Annotated in this window: 14 protein-coding genes and 2 tRNA genes; 5 read left to right on the top strand and 11 right to left on the bottom strand. The window is 39.7% G+C overall.

The annotated features are described in order from the left end of the window. Window positions 1-5: 5 nt before the first annotated feature. The 5 genes from hisA to hisB form a co-directional block, all read right to left on the bottom strand. Window positions 6-737, bottom strand: coding sequence for a 1-(5-phosphoribosyl)-5-[(5-phosphoribosylamino)methylideneamino]imidazole-4-carboxamide isomerase (hisA, locus tag ABLC00_RS17285; RefSeq protein WP_002052186.1), 732 nt, complete (start codon window positions 735-737; stop codon window positions 6-8). Between the two features lie 94 nt (window positions 738-831). Continuing rightward, on the bottom strand, window positions 832-1,473 hold the full coding sequence (locus tag ABLC00_RS17280) for a 3'-5' exonuclease (RefSeq protein WP_006582521.1): 642 nt from the start codon (window positions 1,471-1,473) through the stop codon (window positions 832-834). An 85-nt stretch (window positions 1,474-1,558) separates the two neighbouring features. Then, window positions 1,559-2,107: a DUF805 domain-containing protein gene (locus ABLC00_RS17275; protein WP_002052254.1), complete on the bottom strand. Its 549-nt coding sequence runs from the start codon at window positions 2,105-2,107 to the stop codon at window positions 1,559-1,561. Between the two features lie 152 nt (window positions 2,108-2,259). Then, window positions 2,260-2,877, bottom strand: a complete 618-nt coding sequence (hisH, locus tag ABLC00_RS17270; protein WP_002052198.1) for an imidazole glycerol phosphate synthase subunit HisH — start codon at window positions 2,875-2,877, stop codon at window positions 2,260-2,262. Continuing rightward, window positions 2,877-3,470 (bottom strand): imidazoleglycerol-phosphate dehydratase HisB, encoded by a 594-nt coding sequence (gene hisB / locus ABLC00_RS17265; RefSeq protein WP_006582523.1) that lies wholly within the window; start codon window positions 3,468-3,470, stop codon window positions 2,877-2,879. Before hisB ends, hisH begins: the two co-directional genes overlap by 1 nt. Window positions 3,471-3,572: 102 nt before the next feature. Here hisB and ABLC00_RS17260 point away from each other — a divergent pair, with 102 nt between their 5' ends. The 3 genes from ABLC00_RS17260 (at window position 3,573) to ABLC00_RS17250 (ending at window position 4,339) form a co-directional block, all read left to right on the top strand. Continuing rightward, on the top strand, window positions 3,573-3,956 hold the full coding sequence (locus ABLC00_RS17260) for a GNAT family N-acetyltransferase (RefSeq protein WP_002052206.1): 384 nt from the start codon (window positions 3,573-3,575) through the stop codon (window positions 3,954-3,956). Between the two features lie 105 nt (window positions 3,957-4,061). After that, a tRNA-Phe gene (locus ABLC00_RS17255) sits at window positions 4,062-4,137 on the top strand. Window positions 4,138-4,263: 126 nt separating this feature from the next. Next, window positions 4,264-4,339, top strand: a tRNA-Phe gene (locus tag ABLC00_RS17250). 169 nt (window positions 4,340-4,508) lie between these two features. On the opposite strand, the gene ABLC00_RS17245 is transcribed toward ABLC00_RS17250, so the two are convergent. From ABLC00_RS17245 to ompR, 5 genes are all read right to left on the bottom strand, one after another. After that, window positions 4,509-4,940, bottom strand: a complete 432-nt coding sequence (locus ABLC00_RS17245; RefSeq protein ID WP_002052234.1) for a GNAT family acetyltransferase — start codon at window positions 4,938-4,940, stop codon at window positions 4,509-4,511. A gap of 130 nt (window positions 4,941-5,070) precedes the next feature. Further along, entirely contained in the window at window positions 5,071-6,585 is a 1,515-nt protein-coding gene (locus ABLC00_RS17240) for an acetyl-CoA hydrolase/transferase family protein (protein ID WP_004884763.1), read from the bottom strand. A 35-nt stretch (window positions 6,586-6,620) separates the two neighbouring features. Then, window positions 6,621-6,725 carry a hypothetical protein gene (locus ABLC00_RS17235; protein ID WP_079377866.1) on the bottom strand — a complete coding sequence of 35 codons (105 nt, stop codon included), beginning with the start codon at window positions 6,723-6,725 and terminating at the stop codon, window positions 6,621-6,623. A gap of 51 nt (window positions 6,726-6,776) precedes the next feature. Then, window positions 6,777-8,234, bottom strand: coding sequence for an ATP-binding protein (locus ABLC00_RS17230; RefSeq protein ID WP_002052250.1), 1,458 nt, complete (start codon window positions 8,232-8,234; stop codon window positions 6,777-6,779). 17 nt (window positions 8,235-8,251) lie between these two features. Then, window positions 8,252-9,016, bottom strand: coding sequence for a two-component system response regulator OmpR (ompR, locus tag ABLC00_RS17225; RefSeq protein ID WP_000060753.1), 765 nt, complete (start codon window positions 9,014-9,016; stop codon window positions 8,252-8,254). A 655-nt stretch (window positions 9,017-9,671) separates the two neighbouring features. Here ompR and ABLC00_RS17220 point away from each other — a divergent pair. Together ABLC00_RS17220 and ABLC00_RS17215 are read left to right on the top strand one after the other, a co-directional pair. Continuing rightward, window positions 9,672-12,023, top strand: coding sequence for a Tex family protein (locus ABLC00_RS17220; protein WP_006582525.1), 2,352 nt, complete (start codon window positions 9,672-9,674; stop codon window positions 12,021-12,023). A gap of 300 nt (window positions 12,024-12,323) precedes the next feature. Beyond that, window positions 12,324-14,513: a bifunctional SulP family inorganic anion transporter/carbonic anhydrase gene (locus ABLC00_RS17215; protein ID WP_006582526.1), complete on the top strand. Its 2,190-nt coding sequence runs from the start codon at window positions 12,324-12,326 to the stop codon at window positions 14,511-14,513. Between the two features lie 68 nt (window positions 14,514-14,581). Here the strand turns inward: ABLC00_RS17215 and ABLC00_RS17210 are convergent, their stop codons facing one another. Continuing rightward, window positions 14,582-15,472 carry an SDR family NAD(P)-dependent oxidoreductase gene (locus ABLC00_RS17210; protein WP_006582527.1) on the bottom strand — a complete coding sequence of 297 codons (891 nt, stop codon included), beginning with the start codon at window positions 15,470-15,472 and terminating at the stop codon, window positions 14,582-14,584. Between the last annotated feature and the right edge of the window lie 13 nt (window positions 15,473-15,485).

The following is a 15,485-nucleotide window of genomic DNA, read 5'->3' as shown; positions in this document are numbered from 1 at the left end:
AAAAATTAAAGACGATTTTCATCTAATAAAAGCTGAGCTTCACGAAGGTTTAAAGTACCTTCATAAATTGCGCGGCCTGTAATCGCACCTAAAATGCCTGGCTTGCCTTTTAAGTTACGAACATCATCAAGGTTCGTTACTCCACCTGAAGCAATCACTGGTAAACCTGAGTATTGAGCCAAGTTGACAGTTTGCTCAACGTTTACACCTTGCATCATGCCGTCGCGCGCAATATCGGTATAAACAATGCTAGATACGCCAGCATCTGCAAAACGTTTTGCTAAATCAGTTGCTTTTACGTCGGTAACATTTGCCCAACCGTCAGTTGCAACCATACCATTCATGGCATCAATACCAACAATGATGTGACCTGCAAAACGCTTACAAGCTTCTTCTACAAATTCTGGCTCTTGAACTGCTTTAGTCCCGATAATGACAAAAGTCACGCCAGCTTCTAAGTAGTGTTCAATTGTTTCTAATGAGCGAATACCACCACCAATTTGAATTGGTAACTCTGGCTGAGCTTTAGCAATTGCTTCAACAACAGGTTTATGGATAGGCGTACCTGCGAAAGCACCATTCAAATCGACCAAATGCAAACGACGTGCGCCTTCATTTACCCAATGCTGGGCAGTTGCAACCGGATCGTCAGAGAAAACGGTATCGTCTTCCATACGCCCTTGTTTTAAACGCACACATTTACCATCTTTCAGGTCAATTGCTGGAATGATTAGCATGCTTTCGCTCCTTGCTTCATCATGTTTATGAAATTGTGCACATCTTAGCAAAGTATTGATCAATCGCTAAGCCTTAGAAAAGACTTTTATAACTTTACGCATGAAGTGCGGTTTGAATCGTTTGTGAAATGTGAGCCGGTAATAGGTTTTGTTTACGCAGCTCTAAAAATACTAGTAAGGCAGCATACGCATCGGCAGCGGCATAACTGATTTGTTGTGATGTAAGTGGCTTCTGTGCCCAATTTGATGTTCCGATTTTTTTTGACTTTGCAAGATATTGTCCAAATAGTAGTGCTACAGCTTTTTGTACACCCATTTGGTGTTTAAAACCAAAGTGATTAAAGCCTTTAGCAAGGTCGACACAACTTTCCAGCTCTATGCCTTTTTTATGAAAAATGTGTTTATCATTTTTAAGACCAAAGCCGACTTTAAGTTGTTTTTGGTTCGATAAAATAGGTTGTAAAAATTTTAAAGTCGATGAATTTACATGAAATAAATAGGCTTTATGTTCAGTGGCAAGTTGAATTAAGTGTGGACCTGTCGAGACTTCGCCCACTCGAAATGTCGGTTTAGATTCGGAATCAAATCCTAAAAAGATCGCTGCTTTTAATTCTTCTTCAATCGTTTTGCATTGCTCAATATTTTCAATCACCACAATATTTTGGTGGTTAAGATTTTTAAAAGATGGAAGCTGCTGAATAGAGGCTTTATCAAGGAGGGACGGGGCTTCGGACATATTTAACAGCGTACAAATAAATTGAGCTATTCCCTTTATATATGAATAAAGCCTAGAGAACTAGGCTTTACGAAACTTTAAAAAATTATTGAGACTGAGATGGGGACCCAATGATAACGCTTTCGCTTTTTTCAACATAGCCTTCATAGGTAGGAGCCATGATTGTGGCAACAATAGCAAAAATGACTGCAAGCGGAATAAGTGCAATATAAATCCAGCCTAAAACACGTTCCCAAGTTGGTGTTGGACGCTTCGGTCCATAATCATTAGGGCCTTCAGTTCCTTTTGCACAAAATAAATAAACGGCAAGGCCAATGTTCACGACAGGTACGAGCATGAGTAAAGATAACCAACCTGTATTATTACGGTCATGCAAACGGCGAATAGTAAATACGAAGCTAATATAAATACCAACGATATAGAGAATGGCAATAGCGATGATGCCCGGCGCAGTAAAACCTGGGGTGCCCTCATTTTGTGTAAGACCGAAAGTAAAAATAATAAGTAGAACAGCAGCAGCGAGGGTTAACGTAAATAGGAAGGTCCAAGCAGCATAAGAGAGCCGTCCAAAACGTCCATTTGCCTTAAAGGGCGAATCTTGCTGAAGTGGCTGATTTTCAAAAGGTGAATTCATTGTGTTTATCCTGTTCATTTGATTTTATTTAAAAGTATGAATATTCAATATTTTGTTGAATAAAATATCATTCTATAAATGATTGCTTGTTATTATAAATAAAAAAAAAGATCAGGCCATCTAGACCTGATCTGTTTAAAACTTTTGTGAAATTAAATATTCCATTCCACAAAGTTTTTAAGTAACTGTAAACCTGCAGTGTGACTTTTCTCTGGGTGGAATTGAGTCGCAAATAAATTATCTTTGTGAATTGCCGTACAGAAGTTCACGCCGTATTCACATGTTGCAGCTACAAGATTTTCATCTTTAGGTTCAACATAATAGCTGTGTACAAAGTAGAAGCGAGCATCTTGATCAATGTTGTTCCACATTGGATGGCTTGGGTCCATTTGGTGAACTTGGTTCCAGCCCATGTGTGGGACTTTTAAGCCTTCCATTTGAGGAAAGTGTTTAACAACACCTTCAAAAATACCTAAGGCATCTACACCGCCATTTTCTTCAGAGCTTTGTAGAAGCGCTTGCATGCCTACACAGATTGCAAGAACTGGCTTATTAAAAGCAGCGTTGCGTACGACTTCATCAATACCTGCTTCACGCATGCCTTGCATACAATCACGCATTGCCCCAACACCCGGGAAAACAATTTTGTCGGCTTGTGCAATTAATTTTGGGTCGTTAGTTACATCGACTGTAGCACCTACATGCTCAAGTGCTTTAGCAGCTGAGTGTAGATTGCCCATGCCATAATCAAGTAACGCGATACGTGTCATTAGAGGCTACCTTTTGTCGATGCAATCGTGTTTTCAGCACGTGAATCAATTTCACATGCCATACGCAAAGCACGCGCTAGTGCTTTAAATACACTCTCGATTTGATGGTGGCTATTTTTACCTTTCAAGTTATCAATATGTAAGGTCATAAGGGCGTGGTTTACGAAACCTTGGAAAAACTCGGAAAATAAATCCACATCAAATGTACCGATACGTGCGCGAGTAAATGGAATATCCATAAATAAACCCGGACGACCAGATAAATCTACAACGACACGAGATAAAGCTTCATCTAATGGTGCATAAAAATGACCATAACGGCGTAACCCTTTTTTATCGCCTAAAGCTTGTGCAAAAGCCTGTCCAAGCGTGATACCGCAGTCTTCTACGGTATGATGATCGTCAATCTCTAAGTCTCCATCACAATGAATATCGATATCAAATAAGCCATGTCGCTTGATTTGATCAATCATATGGTCTAAAAATGGAACTCCGGTGTTTAGTGTGCCTTGACCAGTACCATCGAGATTTAAACGAACTCGAATTTTGGTTTCATTGGTATTTCTAACCACTTCACTGATACGTTGCGTCATGGACACGTTCCTCAAAAAACGTCAAAAATGATTGGATGTTAACGACAATTTCGCTGTGACGAATTCGTGACAGCATCATAGTTTGCTCAGGAGGGTTAATCAATGCCTATTACCGTACATGCTTATAGTTCTCTAGATAATTCAGAGATCCGCGATCAGCTTGAGCGACTGTATGACACAAGTCCGGAGTTTGGTGACGGGCACGATGCGATTGAACAACTTGAACAAGATTTACAGCAGTATACCACGCTATACACTGCCGAATTTAACACCAAAATTATAGGTGCAATCTGGTGTTCAGGACAAGGTGAAAGCAAGGTACTTGAATATATTGTGGTGCATCCTGCTAACCGTGGTCGTGGGGTAGCTGAGCGCTTGGTAGAAGAAGCTTGTCGTATAGAAGAATCAAAAGGCGTTAAAATTTTTGAGCCAGGCTGTGGTGCCATTCATCGCTGCTTAGCGCATATTGGTAAATTACATAGCTAAAATCCTATTTTTACTGTACTTGTGATTTAAAATTAAACACTTGTTACAAAAAATACGGAAGTTGCTTGACGTCTTCTTATAAACATTGTTTAATACGCCCACTTCGGCGTGATAGCTCAGTAGGTAGAGCAACGGATTGAAAATCCGTGTGTCCCCAGTTCGATCCTGGGTCTCGCCACCATTATTTGTGTTTTCAATCCCTGATCCCATCAGGGATTTTTTTTAAGTATAAAAAATACTCATTTAAATCAGAAACTCAGGATAATTGTTGACTATTGTTCTGAGATGCGGCTTAATACAGGCCATCGGCGTGATAGCTCAGTAGGTAGAGCAACGGATTGAAAATCCGTGTGTCCCCAGTTCGATCCTGGGTCTCGCCACCATATTCAAAAAAGCCCCATACTTTAAAGTATGGGGCTTTTTTCATGCCTATTTATTAATAAAAAATATTAAGACTTCACTTGTGTATAAATCTCATTTTATCCACAAGCAAACTCAGTTATCCCCAACAATGTTTGAACTTTCTAGAAATGGCTCAACTGAAATTTGTCTTTAGTCGTGAGGACTATCATTAATGAGTCGTTTTCCTAAACATACGGCTTCTACTTCGTCATAACCGAGCTGTTCGTAAAAGTTCAGCACATTTAGATTGTCTTTACGCACCAATAATTGAAGTTTTGGGCAGCCGCGAGCGATAAGGCGCTTTTCAAGCTGCTGAACAAGCGCTGTAGCGATTCCTAAACGTTGTTGGTGGGGATGAACAGCCAAATAGTTAATCCAGCCTCTATGACCGTCATAGCCGCCCATGAGCGTGCCAATTAATTGCTCATCTTTAATTGCAACCAAAAACAAATCATCCTGTTGTGAGACTTTTCTAAATATATCGGTTTCAGGATTATTCCATGGACGGGTTAGGTCGCAGCTTTCCCATAAATTGACCACATCATCCAGATCTGCATTTGTAAATTGACGAATAATAAACATATGGATTTCTACTTTTTGTTTTGATGTATTGAAAAGATAAAATAAAAATACGCAATTGAGCAGTAGTTTGTGAATAATTTAAACAAATAAAAAAGCACCCCCGTAGGAGTGCTTAAATTAAAAATATTGCTTACGCTGATTTTGCAACAGGTGCCGCTTGAAGCATTTGACCTGTTTCTTCGAAGTTTGCATGCCAAGACAATGCTTCACGAAGTAAATGAGGAGTATGACCACCTTTGGCACATGCACGATCAAAGTAGTCGTTCAGTGCATCACGGTAAAGCGGATGCACACAGTTATCAATAATTGCGCGAGCACGTTCACGAGGTGCTAAACCACGTAAGTCTGCTAAACCTTGCTCTGTTACTAAAATATCAACGTCGTGTTCACTGTGGTCAACGTGGCTTACCATTGGCACGATAGAAGAGATATCGCCACCCTTAGCAATTGATTTGGTCACAAAAATTGCCAAGTGAGCATTACGAGCGAAGTCGCCTGAACCACCGATACCATTCATCATTTTAGTACCACATACGTGAGTTGAGTTCACGTTGCCGTAAATATCAAACTCAAGTGCAGTGTTAATGCCGATAATACCTAAACGACGTACAAGCTCAGGGTGATTCGAAATTTCTTGTGGACGAAGTACTAATTTGTCTTTGTAAGCTTCGATATTGCCAAAAACTTTCTCACCACATTTAGCTGAAAGGGTAATTGAGCTACCAGAAGCAAACTTCATTTTACCTGCATCAATGAGTTCAAAAGTACAGTCTTGTAGTACTTCTGAGTACATGATGAGGTCTTCAAAATTAGAATCTTTTAAACCTGTTAATACTGCATTGGCAATTGAACCGATCCCTGCTTGTAATGGACCAAGGTTCTTAGGTAAACGGCCTTCAGCAACTTCTTTTTCAAAGAAAGCAATCAGGTGATTTGCGATGCCTTGAGTCTCCTCATCTGGAGGAGTGACTGTTGATGGTGAGTCATGTGTATCGTTAAAGACAATACCTACAATTTTTGCAGGATCGATCTGGATGGCTGTTGTACCAATACGCTCATCCACTTTTGTTAATGGAATTGGCGTACGTGTTGGACGGTAAGTTGGAATATAGATGTCGTGCAAACCTTCAAAGCTTTCGCTTAAAGATGTGTTGATTTCAACAATAACTTTTTCAGCAAAAATTGCGAAACTTGCAGAGTTACCCACAGAAGTTGTTGGAATAATGCCGCCATCTTCAGTAATTGCAATTGCTTCAATCACCGCAACATCTGGACGTTTAAGTTGCTGGTTACGCATTTGCTCAACAGTTTCTGATAAATGTTGATCAATAAACATAACTTCGCCGTTGTTAATCGCACGACGTAAAGTATTGTCTACCTGAAATGGCATACGACGAGATAAAACGCCTGCTTCCGTGAGTTGTTTGTCTAAGTCATTACCTAAGCTAGCACCCGTAATTAATGTGATTTTTAACGGATTCTTTTTTGCAAGCTCTACAAGTGCTTGAGGAACAGCTTTAGCTTCGCCAGCACGAGTAAAACCACTCATACCAACAGTCATTCCATTTTCGATGAATTGCGCAGCTTGTTCAGCACTGATGACCTTGTCATGAAGAGAAGCTAGGCGAATACGACTTAAAGACATTGGACATCCTCAATATTGTCAAAACATACCGGATTTTAGCTATGAAAAAATGAAAAGTGCATAGGTGTTAGGCTAAGGTCTAATTTTTTAAATAAATGGCGGTATAAATTTATTTTATGAATTTTAATGTATTGATTTATTTAGTATTTAATAAATTTTAAAATAGCGCTTTAAATGATCAATTGATCAAATTAGAAGCGCTCACTTAAAGTTTGTTTAATTTTTTCCAAAGGATTTGGCGTTGTGTTTTCTTCGGCCGCTGGTTTTGGAATAGGTAATGAAATAATCACTTCTAAACCGCCTTGTTCACGGTTATGAATTTGAATTTCACCTTGATGAATGTCGACAATACGCTTAACAATTGCAAGGCCTAAACCACTGCCTTGAATGGTTCTAGCAGAATTACCTCTTACAAATGGTTGCATTAATTCTTCAATCTGATCTTCTGGAATACCTTCACCATGGTCGGCAACCGTAATTAAAATATGTTCATTTTCAACTTTTGCACTGAGTTCGATTGGCTCCGCACCATAACGTTTTGCGTTATTAATGAGGTTGGCAATCAGACGTTTTAAAGAAAGGCTACGTGCAGGAATAATCGGAACATCTTGCACCTCAAAACGAATATCAAGCGGTTTAAATTGAACAATTAATTCTTGCAATAATATATTGATATTGGTGTCTTTTAATTCTTCATCTGAACCATCCCGCATATACGAGATGAACTGATTCAAAATTGCATCCATATCATCTACATCATAGACCAAACCTTCACGTAGAAATTCATCAGGCAACATTTCAGCGGTTAAACGAATACGTGTAAGCGGGGTTCTTAAATCGTGTGAAATACCCGCTAGCATAATCCGTCTTTCACGCTCGGTCTGCTCAAGTGTATACACCATGCGGTTAAATGCTTGGTTTACCTGGCGAATTTCTAAAGGGCCATGGTTAGTATCTAAATATGGTGCTGTTCCAGACTTACTATATTCGTTGGCGGCATTTTGCAAACGACGTAATGGGCGGTTCATTTGACGAATCAAAATTAAAATAATGATGGCCGAAACTAATGGCACACCCACAACCCAACCAATTAATAGCTCAGGACTATAGTTTGCATAGGTTTTTAAAGGCTCACGAACCCAATTGCCATGCATTTCTGGTGTTTGAATCCAGATGCGTGGGCTAGGTTTAAACTGGAAGTAAACTGTAACGTCTTTTGCGCCGATTTCATTTGCAAGTTTTTGTTCAACTTGGTTGGTAAAAAACTCCGCAATGACTTTATCGCGAACGCTTGGATACTCTTTAGGGTCGGTTATATATTCAATGCCAACCCGATTACGCAACCAAGTATCAACATCAACTTCGGTATCGCGATGAAAAATACGAATATTAGGGTTGTTCACTAGCTCGAGTTCAACAGCCAAATAACGGGCATGCTGTTGAATTTCGGGTAAATAGAGGGTTCGCCAAAAAAACCACAATGACATAAAGAGGCTAAAGAACACCACCAGCAGTACCAAAATTGTGGTACGCATGGCAGCAGAACGTGGCTTAATTTTGTCGAGAAAACGTTCCCATCTCGTCCGTTTACGCTCTGAATACGCAACGTAGTCGGTAAAGTTTTGCGGTGGTATTGGCTCTAAACTCACTCTAATTTATCTCAAGCTTATTCAGCACCATCTGGAACAAATACATAACCTACACCCCATACCGTTTGAATATAACGTGCGCGTGCTGGGTTATCTTCAATTAAACGACGTAGACGAGACACTTGAACGTCAATTGAGCGCTCCATTGCACCCCATTCACGGCCACGAGCCAAGTTCATAAGTTTGTCGCGCGTTAACGGTTCACGTGGATGCTGTACCAATGCTTTCAATACGGCAAATTCACCCGTGGTCAAAGTAACGATTTGTCCTTCACGAGTAAGCGTACGTGTAGATAAATCTAAAGACCATGGACCAAAGCTAACCACTTCAACTTGTTGGCTTGGAGCACCCGGAACTTCACGAACCTGACGACGTAATACTGCGCGAATACGTGCTAAAAGCTCATTTGGGTTGAATGGTTTCGGTAAATAGTCATCTGCACCAGCTTCAAGACCAGCAATACGGTCAGAGTCGCTACCACGTGCAGTTAGCATAATAATAGGTGTATCAATGTTTGACTGACGTAAACGACGACAGATACTTAAACCATCTTCAACGGGCAACATAAAGTCGAGTACGATAAGTGAAAATAACTCACGTTGTAATAAACGATCCATTTGTGAGGCATCGTGGGCAGTTTTTACAACAAAGCCTTTATCTTCCAAAAAACGTTGCAAGAGGGTACGTAAACGCACATCGTCATCGACCACTAAAATGCGTTCGACACGATCCGTTTCGTTATGTACGGTTTCAGGATGTTCAGCAGGTACAACTAAACTCATGATGTACTCCCTTTTAAAGTCATAATTTATATATTATTGGATCGGTTAGGCTTATTGCCAACAAGCCCTCAGTATAATGCCGATGTTCTTGTTAAGACTATGTATCAATTTGCTCAAAATTACAATTTTCGTAGGGGCTTGAAACCAAAAAACAACATCTTATGCCCATAATTTAGCAAAGCCTTAAAGAAAAAACCAAGCATTCGGTCACTCATTAAATTCTATTCGATTAAATTTTAATAAATAATTGTTTCAAATAGATTATTTTAAAAATTAACACTACTTTTTAAAGTTTGTTTTCTAAGAGGTTGAGAACTCATTCAAATATTAAAGCTTAATAATCTATTTAGACAGATAAGAAAAACTATAATTTTGTTCATTCTGATACTGTATCAATATGTTCATTTTCTCGTAATTTATATTAAAAATTTCATTTTACTTAACGGATATCCTATAAATTTCAGATTTTTTAAAAAGTAAAATATGGGTTTGAAGACCAAAATGAATAGCTAAAACGTTTTTTATGAAGTAAAGAATGTGAAAAATTCACAGTCAATACAAAAAAACGTTTTGAATACGCAAACAAGTGTGGATTTTATAGTCTTGGTCTTTATAATCAGTGCTTTTAAACTTTATCCTTGTGGGATCAAACACGATGACTGACTTAGTTCAGCAGTTGGCAAGTGAGCTTGCCGTACGTCCAAACCAAGTAGAAGCTGCCATCCGCTTAATTGATGAAGGTGCCAGTGTTCCATTCATTGCCCGTTACCGTAAAGAAGTAACACAAGGTTTAGATGATACGCAGTTACGCCAATTAGATACTCGTTTAGCGTATTTACGTGATTTATATGAGCGCCGTGAAAAGGTCATTCAGTCATTGCAAGAACAGAATAAATTGAATGATGACTTGTTGGCGCGGGTGAATGCAGCCGAAACAAAAAATGCTTTAGAAGAAATTTATGCGCCGTACCGTCCTAAACGTACGAGCAAGTCTTTCAAGGCGAAAGAAGCGGGTCTGGGGCCAATTGCCGAAAAAATTATTTCAGAACAAATTGATCCGGCAGAAGCATTAGCTGGTTTTAGTCATGAAGACTATCCAGATGTAGAAAGTCAGTTAGACGCAATCCAGCATATTTTGATTGATGATTGGGCACAAAACATTGCGCTTACTACAGAATTAAAAGCGACTTTTGCAAAAACAGCAGTGCTAAAAAGTACTGTTGCTTCTGAAGAAAAGAAAGAAGTGGGCAAAAAGTTCCGCGATTACTTTGAATTTTCTGAAGGCCTCAACAAATTACCTTCTCATCGTTTATTGGCAATGTTACGTGGCCGTCAAGAAAACGTACTTGGTTTAAAAGTAGATGGTGAAGATGATGCACCATTGGCACGTATTGAAACTGAATACAACCTAGATCAAGTTCAGCCACAAGCTCGCCAAGACTTCTTGAAGCAAACTGCAAAATTATTCTGGTTAGGTAAAGTTCGTCCTCAAATCGAGCATTCATTACTGACAGAAAAACGTCTTGCTGCCGAAGCAGAAGCAATGCAGGTATTTGCTGAAAACCTTCGTCACTTATTGTTATCAGCGCCAGCTGGTAGCCGTACGACTTTGGGTGTTGACCCTGGTATTCGTACTGGTGTGAAACTGGCTGTTGTAAGCGATGCTGGTGATGTACTTGCTCACAGCACGATTTACCCATTTGCGCCTAAAGAAGACAAAGAAGGCTCTATTGCTGAGCTTGCACGTCTATGCCGTGAATATAATGTCGAGCTTATTGCGATTGGTAACGGTACTGCGAGCCGTGAAACAGAAGCTGTAGTTGCAGAAATGATGGCTGCAAATACAGACCTTAAATTAACACGTGTGACTGTAAGCGAAGCAGGTGCATCTGTTTACTCTGCAAGCGAACTTGCTGCAGCAGAACTTCCAGAGCTTGATGTTTCAATTCGTGGCGCAGTATCTATTGCGCGCCGTTTACAAGACCCACTTGCTGAACTTGTGAAGATTGACCCGAAATCGATTGGTGTAGGTCAGTATCAACACGACGTAAATCAAACTGGTTTAGCAAAAACGCTTGATGCAGTGGTAGAAGACTGTGTGAACGCTGTTGGTGTTGATGTAAATACTGCTTCACCAGCAATCTTGGCTTACATTGCAGGTTTAAATAAAGCGATTGCTCAGCAAATCGTTGAATACCGTAAAGAACATGGCCGTTTTGATAACCGTCAAGCATTGAAAAGCGTACCACGTTTAGGCGAGCGTACTTTTGAACAAGCAGCTGGTTTCTTACGTATCCAAAATGGTTCTGAACCTTTAGATGCTTCTGCTGTTCACCCTGAAAGTTATGGTCTTGTCGAGAAAATTGTTGCAGCAAAAGCGACAACTGTTAAAGACATTATTGGTAATACTGAAATTATTCGTCAGGTGAAAGCAGAAGAGTTTGTCGATGATAAATTCGGTTTGCCGACTATTCAGGATGTTTTAGCAGAACTTGAAAAACCAGGACGTGACCCACGTCCAGAATTCCGCACAGCTAAATTCCGTGAAGACATTACTGAAGTTGCTCAGTTGACTGAAGGTATGCAGCTTGAAGGCGTTGTAACGAATGTGACGAATTTTGGTGCTTTTGTTGATATTGGCGTACACCAAGATGGTTTAGTTCATATCTCTGAATTAGCGAATGAATTCGTTTCTGACCCGCATAAAGTGGTAAAACCAGGGCAAATCGTACAAGTGCGTGTGATGCAAGTTGATGCTGAGCGTAATCGTGTGAACTTGAGTATGCGTGCAGAAGGTGCAGCTCCTGTTAAGGCACAGCGTCCACCGCGTCGTGAGCAAAATAACGAACAGCGTTCTGAGCGTAAGCCGCAAGGTAAGCGTCCTCAACAACCACGTAAAGATCAGGTTGAACGTCCACAACGTAGCAAGCAAGAGAAACCTCAAGAGCAAAAAATTGGTGGTTTTGGTGCATTGTTACTGCAAGCTGGAATTAAAGGTTCTAAATAAGAGCCTTTAGAACATCTAAAAAAACCTCCCAAACGGGAGGTTTTTTATTATTTTTAAAGTTTGCTTTAGAAATTGTGAAATTCGGTTTTTCAGAAATCGCAGTGGTAAAGATGAGGTGAATCTTAAGATCAACAAAAACGGTGTGAAATCTACAATCAACTATACAACGTTATAGCATAACTCAACTTTAACCCTTTTCCGATGTCAGACAATATCGATAAAGCCTTGAGGTAAGTTCATCACTTTCAGGCAGTTATATTAAAAATTGATTGTTTTTTTATATTATAAATGGTTGTTTTTATGCCGGCTTTAGAACTGAAAAATAGATTTCATTTAAACGATCTCCTTTCGGGAGTGGTCGTATTTCTCGTGGCCTTACCCTTATGTTTGGGTATTGCCTTAGCCTCAGGTGCTCCAATCATTTCTGGTATTATTGCCGGAATTGTTGGTGGAATTATTGTTGGCCTGCTGAGTGGTTCTCACATCAGTGTCTCTGGCCCAGCAGCAGGGTTGACTGCGGTCATCCTTGTACAACTCGACCAATTAGGCGGCAATTATGCCGCCTTTTTATTGTGTATTGTATTTGCAGGAATTTTACAAATTCTGTTTGGTGTATTTAAGTTGGGTTTCTTTGCCAACTTTATTCCAAACAATGTCATTTTAGGATTACTGGCTGCCATTGGTGCCATTCTTATTGTGACGCAGCTACCGTATTTATTTGGGTTGACTGATTTTTCATGGAAAGACGTTTGGACTGCTACACCAGATACGGTTATCCAAAAGTTTGACACTGGCGCGGCGTTGATTGGACTGCTGAGCTTATTTTTAATTTTAGCTTGGGACAGCAGTCCACTTAAAAAATTAGCACTACCTTCAGCTTTAATTGCTGTAGTCATTGCTGCAGTTTTAAATTTTGTCTTAATGAATATTGGCTCATCTTGGGTAGTCCAAACCAATAATTTGATTCAACTACCAAATATATTACAAGCACCAGAAGAGGTATTGGTTTTTCCAGACTTTAGCTATCTGGCTGAACCATTGATTTATACCGGAGCAATTACACTCGCGATTGTGGCGTCTTTAGAGACATTACTAAACTTAGAAGCCGCAGACAAACTTGATCCTCAAAAGCGCTCATCTCCACCTAACCGTGAACTGTGGGCACAAGGTGCGGGGAATATTGTTTCAGGTTTAATTGGCGGAATGCCAGTCACTTCAGTCATTGTCCGCAGTTCTGTAAATGCAAATACAGGCGCACGTAGTAAATATTCCACGATTATTCACGGCATATTATTGCTGCTAGCTGTTTTATTCTTTGTTCAACTCATGAACATGATTCCATTGTCTGCACTCGCAGCGATTTTAATTGTGACTGGTTTTAAACTGACTCATCCAAAGTTATTCAAACAGCTTTATCAAAAAGGCTGGAAACAGTTTTTACCTTTCATTATCACTCTCGTTGCAATTTTACTGACAGACTTGTTAACCGGAATTTTGGTGGGTTTATTTACCAGTAGCGCGTTTATTTTGTATGGCAACTTTAATAAAGGTGTTCGCGTATATAAAGAAAAGCATTTACATGGAATTGTGACGCGTATTGAGCTTCCATCACAGGTCACTTTTCTGAATCGTTCAGCGCTCATTTCTGCATTAGAGCATGTTCATAAAGATCAGCAGTTGATTATTGATGCCACTCAATGTGATTCGATTGATCCCGATATCTATCAGGTCATTCAAGACTATCAAAATGAGACGGCAGTTAAACGCCAAGTCGATCTTAAGCTTATTGGATTTAAGCAGCACTATGAAGAGGTGGATGATGCAGTTTTGGATATTTACATTAGTACGAGAGATCTACAGCGCAAATTAAGTCCGCAGCAGGTCGTTACTCTACTTAAAGAAGGTAATGAACGCTTTGTAAAAAATGAACGTTTACAACGTGATATTTACCGTCAAATTCGTGTCACCGCAGATGAAGGTCAGCACCCAATTGCTGCCGTGTTGGGATGTATGGACTCTCGGGCTCCAACTGAAATGATTTTTGACGTGGGGATTGGTGATCTATTTAGTTTAAGGATTGCCGGTAATATTGCAGGTCAAAAGGTATTAGGCTCACTTGAGTTTGCTTGTCAGGCCAAAGGTTCAAAAGTCATTTTAGTTTTAGGTCATACAGACTGTGGTGCAGTGACCAGTGCATGTCAGCTACGTTTACAGCAAAAGCAAGTTTCTGATGTCAAAGAGATGCCGCATATTCAATATGTGCTTGGCCCACTCATGCGTTCGGTAGAAAGTGTATATGACATTATGCAGCCACGTGAGTTAAACAAAGCTTTTATTAATCAGGTGACAGCAATGAATGTTCACTACAATATTCAATATATTATTAATAACAGCACAGTACTGAAAGACCTGCTAGATCGTGGTGAGATTGCAATTATTGGTGCGATTTATGATGTTAAAACAGGGCATGTTGAGTTTTTAGATGCTTAAATAGGATTAATAAAAAAGCGCCTAATGAGAGGCGCTTTTTTATTTTTAAATAACCTTAATATGGCAGATTACCAATGCTCACCAGGGAAAAGACGTGCATAAGCTTTTTGTGCCCAATTTAGTTTTTCAGTCTTTTTACCTTTTGCTGCATCTGAACTTGGGAATAGACGGAAACCGATCGACATAAACATGTTATTAATACCAGGTGCCACCGAATACGTCATAGAAGCTAAACGGCCTAAGTTTGTGGCAATACGTTTCGGACGTTTCACAATCGCATAAGCAATTAAGTCCGCTGCTTGTTCAGGTGATAGAGTCGGTACATATTTATAAATTTTAGTTGGCGCAATCATTGGAGTACGCACTAAAGGCATATAAATTGAGGTGATTGCAATTTTATGGGCATGAACTTCGGCAGATAGACAACGGCTAAATGCATCAAGTGCAGCTTTAGAAGCGACATAAGCCGAGAAGCGTGTTGCATTTGCTAATACACCAATCGAACTAATATTAATAATTTGTCCGTCTTTACGTTGAATCATGTGCGGTAAAATATTAAGAACCAAACGCACAGCGCCAAAGTAGTTTAATTGCATGGTACGCTCAAAGTCGTGGAAACGGTCATAAGACTCATGAACAGCACGACGAATAGAACGACCAGCGTTATTAATTAAAATATCAATATGATCAACAGAAGCTAGAATCTCTTTAGAAACCTGATCAATCATTTCCATGTTGTTCAGATCACATGGGAAAATTGATGCCTGACCGCCACGGCTTTCAATATCTGCTTTTACTTCTTCTAATGTTTCTTGAGTACGGGCAACCAGTAAAACATGCGCACCAGCGTCAGCAAGTTTATTGGAAATCGTTAAACCGATTCCACTTGAGGCGCCTGTCACTAAAATGACTTTACCTTGTACCTTTTCCTGGAACAGAGCTTCTAATTTTTTATTCACAGCATTTTACCTA

It is taken from the genome of Acinetobacter nosocomialis, from assembly GCF_041021905.1.
GTDB lineage: Bacteria > Pseudomonadota > Gammaproteobacteria > Pseudomonadales > Moraxellaceae > Acinetobacter > Acinetobacter nosocomialis.
The sequence above is the reverse complement of the archived record's forward strand: the minus strand, read 5'-3'. Positions and strand labels throughout refer to the sequence as shown.

Excerpts from the sequence above, each read along its gene's own strand:
- hisA (WP_002052186.1), bottom strand. The coding sequence starts at position 737 with ATGCTAATCATTCCAGCAATTGACCTGAAAGATGGTAAATGTGTGCGT.
- hisB (WP_006582523.1), bottom strand. The coding sequence starts at position 3,470 with ATGACGCAACGTATCAGTGAAGTGGTTAGAAATACCAATGAAACCAAA.
- ABLC00_RS17260 (WP_002052206.1), top strand. The coding sequence starts at position 3,573 with ATGCCTATTACCGTACATGCTTATAGTTCTCTAGATAATTCAGAGATC.
- ABLC00_RS17220 (WP_006582525.1), top strand. The coding sequence starts at position 9,672 with ATGACTGACTTAGTTCAGCAGTTGGCAAGTGAGCTTGCCGTACGTCCA.
- ABLC00_RS17280 (WP_006582521.1), bottom strand. The coding sequence starts at position 1,473 with ATGTCCGAAGCCCCGTCCCTCCTTGATAAAGCCTCTATTCAGCAGCTT.
- ABLC00_RS17215 (WP_006582526.1), top strand. The coding sequence starts at position 12,324 with ATGCCGGCTTTAGAACTGAAAAATAGATTTCATTTAAACGATCTCCTT.
- ABLC00_RS17240 (WP_004884763.1), bottom strand. The coding sequence starts at position 6,585 with ATGTCTTTAAGTCGTATTCGCCTAGCTTCTCTTCATGACAAGGTCATC.
- ABLC00_RS17275 (WP_002052254.1), bottom strand. The coding sequence starts at position 2,107 with ATGAATTCACCTTTTGAAAATCAGCCACTTCAGCAAGATTCGCCCTTT.
- ompR (WP_000060753.1), bottom strand. The coding sequence starts at position 9,016 with ATGAGTTTAGTTGTACCTGCTGAACATCCTGAAACCGTACATAACGAA.
- ABLC00_RS17245 (WP_002052234.1), bottom strand. The coding sequence starts at position 4,940 with ATGTTTATTATTCGTCAATTTACAAATGCAGATCTGGATGATGTGGTC.
- hisH (WP_002052198.1), bottom strand. The coding sequence starts at position 2,877 with ATGACACGTATCGCGTTACTTGATTATGGCATGGGCAATCTACACTCA.